17 protein-coding genes are annotated in these 16,649 nt (G+C 71.9%); 5 read left to right on the forward strand and 12 right to left on the reverse strand.

The window, feature by feature from the left end; translation table 11 throughout:
• Positions 1-24 precede the first annotated feature (24 nt).
• A complete protein-coding gene (locus tag VIG79_RS06355) occupies positions 25-300 on the forward strand; it encodes a GlsB/YeaQ/YmgE family stress response membrane protein (RefSeq protein ID WP_331883564.1) in 276 nt (91 codons plus the stop codon).
• Between the two features lie 53 nt (positions 301-353).
• Here VIG79_RS06355 and VIG79_RS06360 read toward each other — a convergent pair whose 3' ends face one another.
• The 5 genes from VIG79_RS06360 to VIG79_RS06380 all read right to left on the reverse strand — a co-directional run bounded on the left by VIG79_RS06360 (position 354) and on the right by VIG79_RS06380 (position 4,777).
• Complete coding sequence (locus VIG79_RS06360; RefSeq protein ID WP_331883567.1) at positions 354-977, reverse strand: response regulator transcription factor; 624 nt, start codon at positions 975-977, stop codon at positions 354-356.
• Positions 977-2,266 carry a sensor histidine kinase gene (locus VIG79_RS06365; protein ID WP_331883570.1) on the reverse strand — a complete coding sequence of 430 codons (1,290 nt, stop codon included), beginning with the start codon at positions 2,264-2,266 and terminating at the stop codon, positions 977-979. Before VIG79_RS06365 ends, VIG79_RS06360 begins: the two co-directional genes overlap by 1 nt.
• Before the next feature lie 10 nt (positions 2,267-2,276).
• Positions 2,277-3,017 carry an ABC transporter permease gene (locus VIG79_RS06370; protein WP_331883572.1) on the reverse strand — a complete coding sequence of 247 codons (741 nt, stop codon included), beginning with the start codon at positions 3,015-3,017 and terminating at the stop codon, positions 2,277-2,279.
• Positions 3,014-3,964 (reverse strand): ABC transporter ATP-binding protein, encoded by a 951-nt coding sequence (locus VIG79_RS06375; protein ID WP_331883575.1) that lies wholly within the window; start codon positions 3,962-3,964, stop codon positions 3,014-3,016. The genes VIG79_RS06370 and VIG79_RS06375 overlap by 4 nt, the downstream gene beginning before the upstream one ends.
• A gap of 102 nt (positions 3,965-4,066) precedes the next feature.
• Positions 4,067-4,777, reverse strand: coding sequence for a ferritin-like fold-containing protein (locus VIG79_RS06380; protein ID WP_331883577.1), 711 nt, complete (start codon positions 4,775-4,777; stop codon positions 4,067-4,069).
• Between the two features lie 59 nt (positions 4,778-4,836).
• Here VIG79_RS06380 and VIG79_RS06385 point away from each other — a divergent pair, with 59 nt between their 5' ends.
• Both VIG79_RS06385 and VIG79_RS06390 read left to right on the forward strand, forming a co-directional pair.
• Positions 4,837-5,667, forward strand: coding sequence for a class I SAM-dependent methyltransferase (locus VIG79_RS06385; protein WP_331883579.1), 831 nt, complete (start codon positions 4,837-4,839; stop codon positions 5,665-5,667).
• Between the two features lie 163 nt (positions 5,668-5,830).
• The gene (locus tag VIG79_RS06390; protein ID WP_331883581.1) at positions 5,831-7,546 is read left to right on the forward strand and encodes a DEAD/DEAH box helicase; all 1,716 of its coding nucleotides are present in this window, start codon (positions 5,831-5,833) and stop codon (positions 7,544-7,546) included.
• A gap of 69 nt (positions 7,547-7,615) precedes the next feature.
• Here the strand turns inward: VIG79_RS06390 and VIG79_RS06395 are convergent, their stop codons facing one another.
• The 7 genes from VIG79_RS06395 to VIG79_RS06425 all read right to left on the reverse strand — a co-directional run bounded on the left by VIG79_RS06395 (position 7,616) and on the right by VIG79_RS06425 (position 13,690).
• A complete protein-coding gene (locus VIG79_RS06395) occupies positions 7,616-8,353 on the reverse strand; it encodes a ParA family protein (protein ID WP_331883583.1) in 738 nt (245 codons plus the stop codon).
• Positions 8,298-9,317: a PD-(D/E)XK nuclease family protein gene (locus tag VIG79_RS06400; protein WP_331883585.1), complete on the reverse strand. Its 1,020-nt coding sequence runs from the start codon at positions 9,315-9,317 to the stop codon at positions 8,298-8,300. The genes VIG79_RS06395 and VIG79_RS06400 overlap by 56 nt, the downstream gene beginning before the upstream one ends.
• A 52-nt stretch (positions 9,318-9,369) precedes the next feature.
• The gene (locus tag VIG79_RS06405; protein WP_331883588.1) at positions 9,370-10,002 is read right to left on the reverse strand and encodes a MarC family protein; all 633 of its coding nucleotides are present in this window, start codon (positions 10,000-10,002) and stop codon (positions 9,370-9,372) included.
• Positions 9,999-10,850: a PHP domain-containing protein gene (locus VIG79_RS06410; protein WP_331883590.1), complete on the reverse strand. Its 852-nt coding sequence runs from the start codon at positions 10,848-10,850 to the stop codon at positions 9,999-10,001. The genes VIG79_RS06405 and VIG79_RS06410 overlap by 4 nt, the downstream gene beginning before the upstream one ends.
• On the reverse strand, positions 10,847-11,545 hold the full coding sequence (locus tag VIG79_RS06415) for a TMEM175 family protein (protein ID WP_331883593.1): 699 nt from the start codon (positions 11,543-11,545) through the stop codon (positions 10,847-10,849). The genes VIG79_RS06410 and VIG79_RS06415 overlap by 4 nt, the downstream gene beginning before the upstream one ends.
• 125 nt (positions 11,546-11,670) lie before the next feature.
• Positions 11,671-12,174, reverse strand: a complete 504-nt coding sequence (locus tag VIG79_RS06420) for a MaoC family dehydratase (RefSeq protein WP_331883596.1) — start codon at positions 12,172-12,174, stop codon at positions 11,671-11,673.
• Positions 12,175-12,247: 73 nt separating this feature from the next.
• Positions 12,248-13,690: a threonine/serine exporter family protein gene (locus tag VIG79_RS06425; RefSeq protein WP_331883599.1), complete on the reverse strand. Its 1,443-nt coding sequence runs from the start codon at positions 13,688-13,690 to the stop codon at positions 12,248-12,250.
• A gap of 53 nt (positions 13,691-13,743) precedes the next feature.
• Between VIG79_RS06425 and glpK the strand changes: the two genes are divergently transcribed.
• Complete coding sequence (gene glpK, locus VIG79_RS06430) at positions 13,744-15,276, forward strand: glycerol kinase GlpK (protein ID WP_331883602.1); 1,533 nt, start codon at positions 13,744-13,746, stop codon at positions 15,274-15,276.
• Positions 15,273-16,649: glycerol-3-phosphate dehydrogenase/oxidase (locus tag VIG79_RS06435; protein WP_331883605.1), on the forward strand; the 1,377-nt coding region annotated here is incomplete at its 3' end. The genes glpK and VIG79_RS06435, both read left to right, overlap by 4 nt.

The following is a 16,649-nucleotide window of genomic DNA, read 5'->3' on the forward strand; positions in this document are numbered from 1 at the left end:
GCGGCCAGAAGGAGCAGAAATCCCATGCTTGGAACCATCATCGGGGCCATCATCGTCGGCGCGATCATCGGCGCGCTCGGTCGGCTACTGCTGCCTGGCAAGCAGAACATCTCACTGGTCGTCACCATCCTCATCGGCATTGTGGCGAACCTCATCGTCGGGTGGGGCCTCTATTTCCTCTTCGGCTACAACAACAACAACGGCGGGATCGCCTGGATCGGGATCCTCATCGGCGCCATCGTCGCTGCGCTCCTCATCGTCCTCTACGGCCGGATGCGGGGCGGTTCGCGTACCGTCTGACACCTCCCGACACCATCGAGAACCCGGTCGCCCTGCGGCCGGGTTCTCGTGCGTCAGGACAGCAGGCCTCGCTGGTAGGCCTCGCTCACGGCGGCCGCCCGGTCGTTGACGCCGAGCTTCTCGTAGAGGTGCAGCAGGTGCGTCTTGACGGTGGCCTCGCTGATGAGCAACCGACGGGCGGTCTCCCGGTTGGTCGTGCCGGCCGCGACGAGGCGGAGGATTTCGACCTCCCGTGGGCTCAGCGCCGAGTCCGGCCCGCGCCGCACCTGCCCGATGAGACGGCCGGCGACGCTCGGGGCGAGGACCGGTTGCCCGGCGTAGGCGGCGCGGACGGCGGCCTTGAGCTCGGCGGCGGACGCGTCCTTGAGCAGGTAGCCGGTCGCACCCGCCTCGATGGCCGGAAGCACGTCTCGGTCGGTGTCGAACGTGGTGAGGACCAGCACCCGCACGTCCGGCGCCTGCCTCGCGAGCGCCCGGATCGTCTCCACGCCACCCATCCGCGGCATCCGCAGGTCGAGGAGAACCACGTCCACCTCGACGCGGGCGGCCCGCGCGAGCGCCTCCTGGCCGTCCCCCGCTTCGGCGACGACCTCGAAGTCCTCGTCGGCGGCGAACACCCCGTGCAGCCCGTCGCGGACGACCGGGTGGTCGTCGACGAGCATGAGGCGGATCGGCATCAGGCGCTTCCCGCCCCGGCCCACGCGACGCGCGGCACCTCGACGTGGACGACCGTGCCCTCACCGGACGAGTCGACCTGGATCAGCCCGCCCACCGCCGCGGTCCGCTGCCGCATCGTCGTGAGCCCGAACCCGCCGGTCCCCGAACCGGTTCCGGGAAGATCCACGTCGCGGACCGCCAGCGCCTCCTCCGCCGCGAACCCGTGCCCGTCGTCGCCGACGTCGAGCGCCACACCGTCGTCGCCGTAGGACACGGTGACCAGCGCGTTCGCCGCGCCGGCGTGCCGGCCGACGTTGGTCAACGCCTCCTGGGCGACGCGGTAGAGCGTCACCTCGGTCTCGGTGGCCAGCGGTACCGGCCGACCGACGGTCTCGACCCGCGCGGCGACACCGTGCAGCTCGGACCACCGCTTGGCGTAGGCGGCGAGCGCCTCCGGCAGCCGCGCGCCCTCCAGGGCACCGGGCTGCAGGGCCTCGACGGAGCGGCGGGCCTCACCGAGGCTCTCGCGGGCCAACGACCGCGCCAGACCGAGGTGCCGCTCCTGCTCGGCGGGAGGACCCTGGGTGGCCGCCTCGAGCTGCGCGACGATCCCGGCCAGGCCCTGGGCGATCGTGTCGTGGATCTCCCGGGCCAGCCGCTGCCGCTCCTCGCTCACCCCCGCGTCGCGGGCCTGGACGACGAGCTGGTCGTGCAGGGCGGCGTTCTCGGCCGACGCCCGCTCCAGCGCCTCGTTCGCCAGGGCCAGCTCGTCGATGGTCTCCTTGCGCTGGTCGTTCTGCTGCTCGATCAGGTCGCCGTACTGCCCGAACACGAGGAACAGCCCCGCGTTGATCCCGAACACCACGAGGTAGACCACGATCCCGGCGCCCTGGATGTTCCACACCCCGCCGATCTGCGAGGCCGCCGCGGTCGCCGCCGTCACGAGGACCAACGCGTACCGGGCCGCCCCGGTCAGCAGGGTCAGCGCGTTCAGGTACCCGATGAACGAGAAGAACCCGTACCACGGTGACAGCACGACGAGCGCCGCTGCGAGAACGGCGAGGCCGAACGCATACAGGAGCGCGGTCCGGTCGGTCACCGGTCGCACCAGGAGGAACCACGTCAGCCACCCGAGGGCGAGGACGGCCACGACCCCCGTCGCGACGAGCTCCTGACCGTCGTACACGGGGACGGCGAACGCGACGATCGTGGAGAACACGAGCATGAGGAACGGCAGCGCCTTCATGGCCGGCGGCTCGTAACGCCGCCAGACGGCTAGACGCCGGTCGAGGTCGCTCCCCTCGCTCACACCCACCTCCTCAGGCCCACCGGAACACTCGTACCGCGCCGACCGACAGGACCACGATGTAGGCGACGAGGACGGCCAGGTGCCCGAGTTCCGGCCACTGGCCGGCGGCGGCTTCCTGCAATGCTTCCACGCCGGCACCGAGCGGCGTCAGCTCCCCGATCCGGCGCAGCAGCTCGGGCATGACCGGCAACGGGATCCACAGCCCCGCGAAGAACATCAGCGGGAAGAAGAGGATGTTGCCGACGGCACTCGCGACCTTCCCGTTGGGTGACAGCGCGGCGATGGCCAGCCCGATGGAGAGCAGGGCCCCCGCGACCAGGACCAGGGTCAGGCCCCAGGCCAGGGGCGCTCCCGGCAGTGCCACCCCGAACGCCAGGCGGGCGACGAGCAGGACCAGCACCGTCATCCCCAGGGTGGTGGCGAGGTTCTGCACCATCAGTGCGGTGAGCAGCCGGGCGCTGCCCACCGGTGTGGTCGCCAACCGCTTGAGGATGAGCCGTTCGCGGTACGTCCCGACGACCGTTGGCAGCCCGGCCACGCTCGTGAACGCCATCGACAGGACGATGATGACCGGTGTGTAGGTGGCGATGAGGCTGACGCCGCCGAGATCGGCGTTCACCTCGCGGAAGCCCGGGATCGACCCCAGGACGACGAGCAGGATCACCGGGAACACCAGCCCCCAGAAGAGGTAGAGCGGCTCCCGGCGTAGAAGCCGGAACTCGTTGCGGGTCAAAGCGACCAAGGCGGTCATGAGTAGATCTCCTCGTGGCTGGTGGTGGTGACCTCGTCTTCGCGGACGAGGGCGACGAAGGCGTCGTCGAGCGAGGCGCGGTCGAGCCGCAGGTCGAGAGCGACGATCCCGGCCCCGCTCAGGGTGGCGAGGACCGACTGCGCCACCTGGTTGGTGCCGGTCACGACGTACCCGGACTCGGCCGAGCGCACGTCCCGGACCTCGGGCAGCCCGGTGAGCAGCCGCTGGTCCAGCGGTTCGGCGACGCGGAAGCGGAGCACCTGCTCGCCGCCCATGCGGCCGGTCAGCCCGCTCGGGCTGTCGAGGGCCACGACGCGGCCGTGGTCGATGACCGCCACCCGGTCGCAGAGCCGCTCGGCCTCCTCCATGAAGTGGGTGACGAGCAGCACCGTGACGCCGCGCTCGCGGATGCGCTCGACGAGGGCCCAGGTGTCGCGCCGACCCACCGGGTCCAGGCCGGTCGTCAGTTCGTCCAGGACGGCGACCCGCGGGCGGCCGAGCAGGGCCAGCGCAATCGACAGGCGCTGCTTCTGTCCACCGGAGAGCTTCGCGTATGCGGTAGCGGCCACCTCGGTCAGCTGCAGCTCCTCGAGCAGCTCCTCCGCCGGCACCGGGTCGGCGTAGAAGGTGGCGAAGAGGTCGAGCGCCTCCCGGACCCGGATCCGGTCCTGGAGCCCGGACTCCTGGAGCTGCACGCCGACCACCCGTGTCAGCGCGGCGTGGTCCCGGTCCGGGTCGTGGCCGAGGATCCTGATCTCGCCGCCGTCACGGCGACGGAGTCCCTCGACGCACTCGACGGTGGTCGTCTTGCCCGCGCCGTTGGGGCCGAGGATCCCGAAGACCTCGCCCTCCTCGACCGAGAACGAGACATCGTCGACCGCAACGGTGGAGCCATAGGTCTTGCGGAGGTTCGTGACCTCGAGGATCGCCTTGTCTCTGATCGCCATGCCACCACGGTCCCCCGGCGGCGGGGCGACCGGCATACCCCGGTCGGCTGCCTCGTCGCACACCTGGGTGGACGCCAGGCATCAACCAATCGGTGGATCCCCTCAGGAGGCGAGTCCGAGGCGCGCCATCCGGCGGGTGTGCTCGTCCGTGAGCCGAGCGAACATCCGCCCGAGCTCGGCGAGGTCGGCGCCCGGACGCCCCGGCGCACCCACCAGCAAGGACGCGAGCGCGTCGCGCTCCACGCCCACCCGCTGCGCCTGGGTCAGCGCCTCGCCGACCAGACGGCGGCCCCAGAGCGCCAGCCGGCCGCCGATGCGTGGGTCGTCGGAGATGGCGTCTCGGACGGCCCGGACGACGTACTCGTCGCGGCCCATGTCGGCGATCACCGACTCGACGAGGGCTCGGGTGTCGGCGTCGACGTACGCCGAGATCTCCCGGTAGAAGTCCTGCGCGATCCCGTCGCCGACGTAGGCCTTGACCAGGCCCTCGAGCCAGTCGTTCGGTGCGGTCCGCTCGTGGAACGCGTCGACGGCCTCGACGAACGGCGCGATCGCCGCCTGCGGGTCGGTCCCGAGCTCCTCGAGGCGCGCCACGATCTGTTCGTAGTGGAGGAACTCCGTGACAGCGAGCCGCGCGACCTCGGCCTTGTCGCGCGGGCTCGGTGCCGACTCGGCGTCGGCCGCGAGCTGGCTGAAGGCCATCAGCTCGCCGTACGCCAGTGCCCCCAGCAGGTCCACGACGGCGGCGCGGAAGTCCTCGGTCCACGCGTCGGAGGCGGCGGGGACGTCGGCGTCGCCGGTGGGGTCCGTCATGCGCTCACCGTAGCGGCGGAGGCGGGCGGCCCGCCGGGTCACCGGCCTACAGTGGCAGCGTGCCCGCCGCACGCTCCGACCCGCCGCGTCCGCCCCGCGTCGCCGAGGAGGCGCACCGTCATCGCGAGTGGGCGGAGTCGTTCGGCAGCGACCCGGAGCGCTACCACCGAACCCGGCCGCGCTATCCCGCCGAGATGGTCCGCGACCTCGTCGACGAGCTGCCGGGGCCGGACGTCCTCGACGTCGGGGTCGGCACCGGGATCGTCGCCCGCCAGCTCCAGACCGCCGGCTGCCACGTGCTCGGCGTCGACGTCGACGCCCGAATGGCCGAGTCGGCACGCCGCCGCGGGGTCGACGTCGAGGTCGCGCCGTTCGAGACCTGGGACCCCGCCGGCCGGACCTTCGACGCAGTCGTCGCCGGCCAGACCTGGCACTGGGTCGACCCGGTCGCCGGCACCGCGAAAGCCGCCGAGGTGCTCCGCCCGCACGGCCGGCTGGCGGTGTTCTGGAACGGCGGCGACGCGCCTCCCGAGCTCGCCGAGGCGTTCGCCGCCGTCTACCGACGCCTGCTGCCCGACGTGCCCATGCTGTTCACCGTCCGGTCGGCGGTCGACGGCTATCGGGGCTTCCTCGGCACGGCGGAGGAGGCCATCCGGCAGACCGCCGGGTTCGGCGCGCCGGAGCGACGGCAGTACCCGTGGGAGCAGACCTACACGCGGGCCGACTGGGTCGACCAGCTGCCCACGAGCGGCTTCTTCGGGCAGCTCCCGCCGGACGTCGCCGCCGCGGTGGTGGCGGGCATCGGAGACGCGGTCGACGCGGCCGGGGGGGCCTTCACGATGCGGTACACGACCGTCCTGGTGACCGCGGAACGGGCTCCGACCCCCTGAACCGGTAGACTCACGCATACCTTCGGTGCCCGGTCGGCACGAATCGAGAACCCGCTGAGAGACTCAGCCCGCCCCTCGGGGCGACGACAGACCTCCGATCGGCCCGCAACACTGCCGCGACGACCCTCAGACCCGGCTCGCGCGGCTCGATCGAGAGAACTCCATGACCGACACCTCCCTCGAGGCCGGCGCGCCCGACGCTGCCGAGCCCGACCAGACCAGCCAGCCGACGGTCGAGACGCCGCTGCCGACCTTCGCCGACTTCGACGTCCACCCCGACATCGTCACGGCGCTGACGGCGATCAACATCGTCACCCCGTTCCCCATCCAGGCGATGACCCTTCCCGTGGCCCTCGGCGGTCACGACATCATCGGCCAGGCCAAAACCGGCACCGGCAAGACCCTGGGGTTCGGTGTGCCGATCCTCCAGCGCATCGTCACCCCCACCGACGAGGGCTTCGAGTCGCTGGCCAAGCCGGGCAAACCGCAGGCCCTCGTCGTCTGCCCGACCCGTGAGCTGGCGGTCCAGGTCGCCGGCGACCTCGAGCGCGCCGGCGTCAACCGTGGTGCCCGCGTCATCACCGTCTACGGCGGCCGCGCGTACGAGCCGCAGATCGACACGCTGCGCAAGGGGGTCGAGATCGTCGTCGGCACCCCCGGCCGGCTCATCGACCTCGCCAAACAGGGTCACCTCGACCTGTCGCAAGCACGGACCGTGGTCCTCGACGAGGCCGACGAGATGCTGGACCTCGGCTTCCTCCCCGACGTGGAGACGCTGATGGCGCAGACCTCCCCCACCCGCCAGACCATGCTGTTCTCCGCGACGATGCCGGGCGCGATCGTCGCGCTGGCGCGCCGTTACATGCGGCAGCCGACCCACATCCGCGCGATGGGCGACCCCGACGAGAACGCTCACACCGTCAAGGCGATCGAGCAGTTCGTCTACCGGGCGCACGCCCTCGACAAGGTCGAGATGCTCGCGCGGATCCTCCAGGCCCGTGGCCGCGGCCTGACGCTGGTGTTCAGCCGGACCAAGCGCACCGCCGCCAAGGTGGCCGACGACCTGAGCGAGCGCGGCTTCGCGGCCGCGGCGATCCACGGCGACCTCGGCCAGGGCGCCCGCGAGCAGGCGCTGAGGGCGTTCCGCCACGGCAACGTCGACGTGCTCGTCGCCACCGACGTCGCGGCCCGCGGCATCGACGTGGAGAACGTCACGCACGTCATCAACTTCCAGTGCCCCGAGGACGAGAAGACCTACGTCCACCGAGTCGGTCGCACCGCGCGCGCCGGCAACACCGGCATCGCGGTGACCTTCGTCGACTGGGACGACATGCCGCGCTGGGGGCTCATCAACCGCCAGCTCGACCTCGGCATCCCGGACCCCGAGGAGACCTACTCCTCGTCCGACCACCTGTACGCCCAGCTCGACATCCCGACCGACGTCACCGGCCGCCTGCGCAGGTCCCAGCAGACCCGCGCCGGCCTCGACGCGGAGGAGCTCGAGGACCTCGGCGAGACCGGGAAGGCCTCGGGTCGGCGCAACGGCAAGCCCGCGGACGACCGCCGCGACGGTGGCCGCGATCCTGGCCGCCGCGACCGCGGCGAGGGTCGCGGCGCAGCGACCGAGAAGCGCGACGAGAACGGGTCCGAGGAGCGGCCGCGCCGCAACCGGAGCCGCCGTCGCACCGTCAAGACCCATGACGGCGAGACGTCGGGCGCGTCCGGCGGAGTCGAGGCCTCGACCCCCAACGGTTCCGCCCCGGCCGACGCCGGCGGTTCGACCGAGGGCGGCTCGCGCCGCCCGCGTCGGCGCCGTCGTCGGGGTGCCAACGGCGAGAGCGCCGGTTCCGACAAGGCTTCCGCCACGACCGAGGGCTGACCGCCCGGTCGGCCAGGTGCGCGCAGCTTCGTGACGCTCCGCGCAGGGTCCACCCCGCGCGCGACGTCCCTAACCTGCGCGCATCTCGCCGCGCGTCGCGAGGAGCGCGGCGGCCACCTCTCGGTAGGCCGAGGCGCCCTTCGACGACGACGAGGTCGACAGGATCGAGCGGCCGACCGCCGGCGCCTCGGCGAACCGGACGGTCTTCGGGATCGGCGGCGACAGCACCGGCAGCTCGTAGCGCTCCCCCACGTCGGCCAGCACGGCTTGGGCGTGGTTGCTGCGCCCGTCGAACATCGTCGGCAGGATCCCGAGGATTCGCAGGTCGGGGTTGAGGATGCGTTGTACGTCGGTGACGGTGTCGAGCAGCTGCCCGACACCGCGGTGGCTGAGCATCTCGCACGGCATGGGGATGACCAGCCCGTTCGCGGCGGTGAGCGCGTTGAGCGTCAGCACCCCGAGTGACGGCGAGCAGTCGAGCAGCACGACGTCGTAGTCGTCGGCCACCGTCTCGAGCGCGGTCCGCAGGACGTACTCCCGACCCGGGCGGGACAGCAGCTGCGCCTCCGCGCCGGCGAGCTCTATCACCGAAGGGACGAGGTCCAGGCCCTCCGCGCACGAGACCACGGCGTCCGCGACCGACGCCCTGCCGATGAGCACCTCGTTGACCGACGTCTCGACGGTGTCGGGGTCGACGCCGAGTGAGAAGGTCAGGCAGGCCTGCGCGTCAAGGTCGACGAGGAGGACCCGTTCACCCCGCTCGGCGAACGCCGCCCCCAGGCTCGCCACCGAGGTCGTCTTCGCCACCCCGCCCTTCTGGTTGGCCAGCGCGACCACCCAGCCGGACCGTGCTGCCGGAGCCCTCGAGGAGCTCTTCCTCGGGGTACTTCTCGCCATCAGTGCGCCTCTCGTCACCCGGCTCGAGGGCTGCCCACGAGGACTTCTCCGGCCCCATCCGCTGCCCCTCCGGACAGGCAGCACGGTAGTCGCACCAGGTGCAGAGCGCCGATGGCAGGGGTGGGAAGGACGGGGACTCGACGCCGAGCTCGCGGTAGGACGCGTCGGCCCGCCGGGCGTCGCGGGCCAGCGAGTCGGCCTCGTCGAGCTTGCGGCGCAACGACTCCACGGTATGCATGTGGCCGGCCACCGTCGCGGTCGGCACGTGGTGCAGCTCGACCCGCAGCGTGCGGCGGCGAAACATTCTCCAGGTCGCGGCCGCATACAGGGCCAACGGCAGGGAGGTGCGCGCGTCCTCCTCGGTGCAGGTGCGACGGCTGGTCTTGTAGTCGACGATGACCAGCTCGGGGCCGTCGACGCCCGGGCGCTCGTCGATGCGGTCGACGCGGCCGTTGAGCACCAGGCTGTCGGTTCGCATCGCGACGGTGCGCTCGATCCCGCGTGGCTGGTCGTCAGGGTCGACGTCGCCGAGGTAGGCCTTCACCTCGCCACCGACGCGGGAGCGCCACCGCCCGCTCTGGTCGTCGTCGCGGAAGCCGGTCTCGATCCACGCCTTGCGCAGCAGCGCCGCGCCTCCGGATGCCGTCCGCTCGCCGCGCGGCAGGTCCCACCAGTCGCGCAGCGCGTTGTGCGTGGCCAGGCCGACAGAGGTATGCGCCCGCTGCGGCCGGGAGGTCGGTCGCGGCCGGTCGAGGTACTGGAACCGGTAGCGGCGGGGGCACTCGAGGTAGGCCAGGAGACGGCTGGGCGACGCCGCATACAGAGGCGTGGGCATGCCCTCGAACACGCCCTGCGCCGCCGTCGCTGTCGTCACGCTCGAACGGTACCGAGCCGCACCGACCGGGCCGGGGATTCGTCCACAGGGGTCAGGCGGCGTTGGTGACGAAGGACTGGACGGCGTTGGCGACCATCTGGACGGCGATCGCCGAGAGCAGCAGCCCGGCGATGCGGGTGGCCAGCACCGTCCCGGACTCCCCCAGCACCCGCCGAACCACCGTGGCGAACCGGAGGAAGAGGTAGACCACGCCCATCGTCCCGAGCAGGGCGAGCCCGACGGCGACCTCCCCGGCGACGCCCGCGGTCGTGCCGGCCTGCTGCACGGCGAGCATCATCGCCACGATCGCACCGGGGCCGGCCAACAGGGGCGTCCCGAGCGGCACCATGGCGACGTTGACGCCGGCGTCGGCCATCGCCTCCGACTCCTGTCCGGTCAGCAGCTGCAGGGCTACGAGCAGCAGCAGCAGTCCGCCGGCGCCCTGGAGCGCGGCGATCGACACGTGCAGGTAGTCGAGGATGCGCTGCCCGAACACGGCGAACAGGGCGATCACCCCGAACGCCACCAGGGAGGCCCGACGCGCCGCCCCGGACCGTTCATGAGGCGTCATCCGCGCGGTGAGGGCCAGGAAGATCGGCACCGCGCCGGGCGGGTCCATGATGACGATGAGCGTGATCAGGGACGAGACGAAGATGGTGAGCGCCGCCGAGAGGTTGTCGCTCATCGCAGCACCGGGACCACGCCGCTGGCCCGTGCCTCGATCTCGGCGAGGACCCCGGGGGCCGTGGTGTTCTCGCCGAGCCGGTTCTCCTTGCCGGCTCCGTGGTAGTCGCTGGAGCCGGTGACGAGCAGGTCCAGGCGCTCGGCCATCTCGAGGCCGTGCCGTCGCGCGGCCTCGTCGTGGTCGCGGTGGTAGACCTCGAGCCCGCCGAGCCCTTCCGCGGCCATCTCCTCGATCAGCGAGTCCCCCGCGCCCGCGCCGCGGCCGCGCCCGAACGGGTGCGCGTGCACGGCGACGCCGCCGGCCTCGACGACCAGCCGAACGGCGTCCACCGGGTCGGGCGCGTAGTGGCGCACGTAGTAGGGGCTGTCGTTGCCGAGCCAGCGGACGAACGCCTCGTCGCGGTTCGCGACGGCGCCGTTGGCGACGAGCGCGTCGGCGATGTGGGGCCGGCCCTCGGTGGCGCCCGGCGGGACCTGCGCGACGACCTGCTCGTAGGTGAGGGGGATGCCGTCCGCGGCCATCTTCTCGACCATCCGCCGCAGCCGGCTGACCCGCGCCTCGCGGGCATACCCGATCTCGGTCGCCAGGCCCGGGTGGTCGGGGTCGACGAGGTAGCCGAGGAGGTGGATGGACCGGCCGTGGCGCGAGCAGGAGATCTCCATCCCCCGGACCAGGCCGACGCCGTGCCGCGCCGCCGCCGCGGCCGCCTCGTCCCAGCCGTGCGCGGTGTCGTGGTCGGTGAGCGCGATGACCTCGAGCCCGGCCCGCCTCGCCGACGTGACGACCTCGGCCGGTGACTCGGTACCGTCGCTGGCGGTCGAGTGGGTGTGCAGGTCGATGCCGCTCATGTGCCGCTCCCCGAGCGGGCGCTGAGCCGACCCCGTGCCATCCGGGCCAGGGCGATCCACAGCGGGATGAGGCTCCAGATGGCGAACGCCCAGGCGTAGAGGACGAAGGCCACCGGGATGGAGACGAGGAAGGTGAGGACGAGCGCGAGGTTGACGGTGTAAACGCGCTCCAGCAGCGCGCGCGGGGTCTCGGGGGCGAACAGGCCCTGCTTCTGGATCTCCCGCTCGGCGAGGATGAACGAGATCGCGGCGCACGCCTGCACCACCGCGTAGAACGCGAACCGCCAAGGGAAGTCGCTGTGCGAGACGTCCTGGCCGCCGTAGAGGTTCCGGGTCGCGTACGGGGTGAGAATGACCGTCAGCAGCCAGAGGATGTTGAGCATGACCAGGCGCGGGGGGGCGTCGGTGACGTAGCGGTAGAGGCGATGATGGCCCCGCCAGTACTGCGCGATGACGAAGAAGCTGATGAAGAACGCCAGGAACTCGCCGTAGTGGTCGCCGAGGAAGTCGAGAAGCGCTCCGGCCGAGTCGGCCTGCGGCACCGGTAGCTCGAGCGCGAGCAGGGTCATCGCGATGGCGACGACCGCGTCGCTGAAGAAGGTCAGCCGGTCGATCGCCGTCTTGGCGGCCTCGGCCGTCGTTGACAGGTACCCCCCCTGGGCCGGCGGCGACCCCGCCGGCATGTCCCCGCTCACGCGGGCCAGCGTAGCGACGGCGTACGCGTCCGGCGCGCCGCGCGCGGTGGGGCCAGGGCCCCGATCGTCAGCCGGGGAGCAACGTCGGTGCGCCCACACCGAACTCGCTCCCCACAGAGGGTGGGCTAACCCTGGGGAGCGGGGCGGCCGGGGTGGTCGCCGCCGCGGGCGTCGAGGTAGGACTGCTTCGGCACCATCACCTTGCGGCGGAAGATGCAGACCAGCGTGCCGTCCTGGTTGTAGCCGCGCGTCTCCACGTGGACGATCCCGCGGTCGTCCTTGCTGGTCGACTCCCACTTCTCCAGCACCGTCGTCTCGCCGTAGATCGTGTCGCCGTGGAACGTCGGCGCCACGTGCTTGAGCGACTCGATCTCGAGGTTGGCGATCGCCTTGCCCGACACGTCCGGCACCGACATCCCGATGAGCAGTGAGTACACGTAGTTGCCGACCACGACGTTGCGCCCGAACTGGGTCGAGCCCTCCGCGTAATGGGCGTCCAGGTGCAGCGGGTGGTGGTTCATGGTCAGCAGGCAGAACAGGTGGTCGTCGTACTCCGTGACCGTCTTGCCCGGCCAGTGCTGGTAGAGGGCACCGACCTCGAACTCCTCGTACGTGCGGCCGAACTGCATGCCCGCATCCTGCCCGAGCCTCCGGTATGCGCGTACCTCACCCAGGGGTGCCGTTGCTCACTGAGAACGTGGATCAGGAGCGGGTGAGCCGGTCGGCCAGCGTGTGCGCGGTCTGGGTGGCGAGGCGGGCCGCGTACGTGCCCAGCGAGACACCGGCGGCGAGCCCCATCCCGACACCGACCGCGCCGAGCAGGGTACCCAGCCCCTGGTAGAGCCCGGAACCGTTCTCGCCGTTGACGATCTCGAACAGCCCCCGGTAGACCGCGCGACCCGGGAGCAGCGGGACGATGGCCGCCGTCGTCACCGCGAGCGCCGAGAACCGGAACCGCTGCCGGGTCAGCTGCGTCCCGAAGCCGATCACCGACGCGGCGAACGCGGCGGCGAAGGCCGCACTGGTCCCGGAGCTCGTGGCGAGGAGGCTGACCAGCCAGCCGGCCGCCCCGGCGAGCGCCGTGACCAGCGCGCTGCGGACGCTCGTGTACGACGAGATCGCCCACCCGGCGGCGATGATCGCGGCCGCGACGAGCTGGACCACCGGCCCGGCGAGGATCTGCGACTCGGGCGAGATCGCGAGGACCACGCCCAGGCGGTTGGCACCGCCGAGGACCACGACGATGCCGATGACGATGCCAAGGGTGAGCACGATCACCTGGAACACCCGCGCGCCGGCGGTGACGTAGAACCCCTCGATGGCGTCCTGGGCGGCGCCGACGAGAGACAGCCCGGCCAGCAGGACCACGATCCCGGACGCCACGACGAGCGAGGGCAGCACGCCTTCCATCAGCGAGGTCGACTCCTGCACGAGCGCGAGCCCGATGGCGAAGACCGTCGGCACGGCCGCGCCGATCGCCTGGGCGAAGAACCCCGGAATGCCCCGCCGGCCGAGGGCGGTGAGCGTCCGGGAGATGACCGCCGCGCTGACGACGCCGGTGAGGACGACCACCCACCCGCCGCCGGCGAGCAGCGAGGTGCCGGCGCCCATGGCAGCGGTGGCCACCGTGGTGACCCAGCGGCGGTACGGGTGGGGCGCGTGGATGACCGCGTCGAAGCGTTCGCGGGCGTCCTCCACGGACAGGGGGTCGGCGGCCACCTCGTCGACGACGTCGTGCAGGCGGGACAGGCGGGTGAAGTCCTGGTTCCGCGCGCGGACCACGCGAGTCATGGTGAGCGGGTCGGCGTTGGGTCCGCGGTTGTACGACACCGTGAGAGCGCTGAAGGTCACGTCGACGTGCACCGACCTCAGCCCGTAGGCGGCGGTGAGCCGCAGCACGCTGGTGACGACGTCCGACGCGGCCGCACCGGTCGCCATGAGGGCGATCCCGCCGCGTACCGCCAGCTCGACGGCCGCCCGCCCGACCGCGACGTCCACGCCGTCCGGCTGGGTCCAGACCGGGATCGCGTCGGTCGGTGGCTCGGTCGCGCGCACCACCTGCCGGGTGCGCCGACGCAGTGCGGTCCCCGGGACCCGGCTCCGGGTGGACGGCCGGGAGCGCCGGGGCGGAACGGCGTCGGGCACGGGACTACCCAACCAGACGCGAGCGGCGGCCCCGGATGTGAAAGCCTGACCTCATGGCGGACTTCGTCGGCGCGGTCGACCAGGGCACGACGAGTACCCGGTTCATGGTGTTCGACCACGACGGCAACGAGGTGGGCCGCCACCAGCTCGAACACGAGCAGATCCTGCCGCGGGCCGGCTGGGTGGAGCACGACCCCCTGGAGATCTGGGAGCGGACCAAGACGGCCATCGGGTCCTGCCTGACCAGCCTGCATCTCCGTGCCGCCGACATCGACAGCATCGGCATCACGAACCAGCGCGAGACGACGGTCGTCTGGGACCGGAAGTCCGGCCGTCCCTACACCAACGCGATCGTCTGGCAGGACACCCGGACCGACTCGATCGTCAAGGCGCTCGACAGCGACGGCCGCGGCGACGTGATCCGCCAGCGGGCCGGGCTCGTCCCGGCCCCCTACTTCTCCGGCGGCAAGGTCCAGTGGATGCTCGACCACGTCGACGGGCTGCGCGAGGCGGCCGACCGCGGCGACGCCCTCTTCGGCACCGTCGACTCGTGGGTCGTCTGGAACCTCACCGGCGGCCCGAACGGCGGGCAGCACGTCACCGACGTCACCAACGCCAGCCGGACCATGCTGATGGACCTCGAGACCCTCCAGTGGGACGACGAGCTGCTCGGGTTCTTCGGCATCCCCCGCTCGATGCTCCCCGAGATCCGCCCGTCCAGCGACCCACGGCTCTACGGCCATACCGCGCCCAGGGGTCCGTGGAACGGCGAGATCCCTATCGGCGGAGCGCTCGGGGACCAGCACGCCGCGACGGTGGGACAGGTCTGCTTCGCCCCGGGCGACGCCAAGAACACCTACGGCACCGGCAACTTCATGCTGCTCAACACCGGCGAGGAGCTGGTGCGCTCCCAGCACGGGCTGCTGACCACGGTCGCCTACCAGCTCGGCGACGCCAAGCCGGTGTATGCGCTGGAGGGCTCGATCGCCGTCACCGGGTCGGCGGTCCAGTGGCTGCGCGACCAGCTCGGGCTGATCCGGTCGTCCGAGGACGTCGAGACCTTCGCCCGCCAGGCCGAGGACAACGGGGGCGTCTACTTCGTCCCCGCGTTCTCCGGTCTGTTCGCGCCCTACTGGCGGTCCGACGCCCGCGGCGCGATCGTCGGGCTGTCGCGGTTCAACACCGCCGCACACCTGGCCCGGGCGACGCTGGAGGCGATCTGCTACCAGACCCGCGACGTCGCCGACGCGATGTGCGAGGACAGCGCCGAGGCGGGCCGGCCGCTGGACCTGCAGGTCCTGAAGGTCGACGGCGGCGTCACGGCCAACGACCTCTGTATGCAGATCCAGGCCGACGTCCTCGGGGTCGAGGTGAGCCGCCCGGTGGTAGCCGAGACGACCGCGCTCGGGGCGGCATACGCTGCGGGTCTGGCGACCGGGTTCTGGCACGACACGGACGAGCTGGCCGCCAACTGGCACGAGGACCGGCGCTGGACACCGCACTGGAGTGACGACCAGCGCGAGGCCGGGTACGCGGGCTGGCGCAAGGCCGTCGAACGGACCCTCGACTGGGTGGAGATCTCGTGAACCCGCGTCCCCTGTCCCCTGAGTCGCGTGCCGCGGCGATCGAACGCCTCGCGTCCGGGGAGGAGCTCGACGTCCTCGTCGTCGGCGGCGGCGTGGTCGGCACCGGCTGCGCGCTCGACGCGGTGACCCGCGGCCTGACGACGGGACTGGTGGAGGCGCGCGACTTCGCCTCGGGGACGTCGAGCCGGTCCAGCAAGCTGGTGCACGGCGGCCTGCGCTACCTCGAGATGCTCGACTTCCGGCTCGTCCACGAGGCGCTCACCGAGCGCGGACTGCTCCTGACGAGACTGGCGCCGCACCTCGTCCGCCCGGTGGCGTTCCTCTACCCGCTGACCCACCGGGGCTGGGAGCGCGGCTACGTCGAGGCCGGACTCTCGCTCTACGACAGCCTGGCGCGGACCACCGGCAACGACGGCGGGCTGCCGTGGCACAAGCACCTGAGCCGGCGCGCCACGCTGCGGATCGCCCCGGCCCTGAAGAAGTCCGAGCTGACCGGCGCCGTGCAGTACTACGACGCGAAGGTCGACGACGCGCGGCACACCATGGAGCTCGCGCGCACGGCCGCGACCTACGGCGCGCACGTCGCCTCGCGCGTCGCGGCGATCGGGTTCCTCCGCCAGGGCGAGCGGGTGACCGGGATCCGGGCGCTGGACAAGATGACCGGGCGCGAGTTCGACGTCCACGCGCGGCAGGTCGTCAACGCGACCGGCGTCTGGACCGACGACACCCAGGCGATGGTCGGTGAGCGCGGCCAGTTCCACGTGAGGGCGTCGAAGGGGATCCACCTGGTCGTGCCGCGAGACCGGATCCACTCGACCTCGGGCATCATCCTGCGCACCGAGAAGTCGGTCCTCTTCGTCATCCCCTGGGGACGGCACTGGATCATCGGGACGACGGACACGCACTGGGACCTCGACAAGGCCCACCCGGCCGCGACGTCGGCCGACATCGAGTACCTCCTCGAACACGTCAACAAGTTCCTCACCACCCGGCTGACCCAGGCCGACGTCGAGGGCGTGTATGCGGGTCTGCGGCCCCTGCTCGCCGGCGAGAGCGAGCAGACCTCCAAGCTGTCCCGCGAGCACGTCGTGGCGCATCCGACCCCGGGGCTCATCGTCGTCGCGGGCGGGAAGTACACGACCTACCGGATCATGGCCCGCGACGCCATCGACGAGGCGGCCCGCACCCTCGGGGGGTCGGTCCCCGAGTCGACGACGCAGGAGATCCCTCTGGTCGGCGCCGTGGGCTACCACGCGATGTGGAACCGGCGGGCCGCGCTGGCCGAGGAGTCCGGTCTGCACGTCGAGCGGATCGAGAAGATGCTGATGCGGCACGGCATCCTCACGACCGAGATCCTCGACCTCATCGAGGCG

Source organism: Lapillicoccus sp. (genome assembly GCF_036559105.1).
Taxonomy (GTDB): domain Bacteria; phylum Actinomycetota; class Actinomycetes; order Actinomycetales; family Dermatophilaceae; genus Lapillicoccus.

Excerpts from the sequence above, each read along its gene's own strand:
- VIG79_RS06355 (WP_331883564.1), top strand. The coding sequence starts at position 25 with ATGCTTGGAACCATCATCGGGGCCATCATCGTCGGCGCGATCATCGGC.
- VIG79_RS06360 (WP_331883567.1), bottom strand. The coding sequence starts at position 977 with ATGCCGATCCGCCTCATGCTCGTCGACGACCACCCGGTCGTCCGCGAC.
- VIG79_RS06370 (WP_331883572.1), bottom strand. The coding sequence starts at position 3,017 with ATGACCGCCTTGGTCGCTTTGACCCGCAACGAGTTCCGGCTTCTACGC.
- VIG79_RS06375 (WP_331883575.1), bottom strand. The coding sequence starts at position 3,964 with ATGGCGATCAGAGACAAGGCGATCCTCGAGGTCACGAACCTCCGCAAG.
- VIG79_RS06380 (WP_331883577.1), bottom strand. The coding sequence starts at position 4,777 with ATGACGGACCCCACCGGCGACGCCGACGTCCCCGCCGCCTCCGACGCG.
- VIG79_RS06390 (WP_331883581.1), top strand. The coding sequence starts at position 5,831 with ATGACCGACACCTCCCTCGAGGCCGGCGCGCCCGACGCTGCCGAGCCC.
- VIG79_RS06405 (WP_331883588.1), bottom strand. The coding sequence starts at position 10,002 with ATGAGCGACAACCTCTCGGCGGCGCTCACCATCTTCGTCTCGTCCCTG.
- VIG79_RS06410 (WP_331883590.1), bottom strand. The coding sequence starts at position 10,850 with ATGAGCGGCATCGACCTGCACACCCACTCGACCGCCAGCGACGGTACC.
- VIG79_RS06420 (WP_331883596.1), bottom strand. The coding sequence starts at position 12,174 with ATGCAGTTCGGCCGCACGTACGAGGAGTTCGAGGTCGGTGCCCTCTAC.
- glpK (WP_331883602.1), top strand. The coding sequence starts at position 13,744 with ATGGCGGACTTCGTCGGCGCGGTCGACCAGGGCACGACGAGTACCCGG.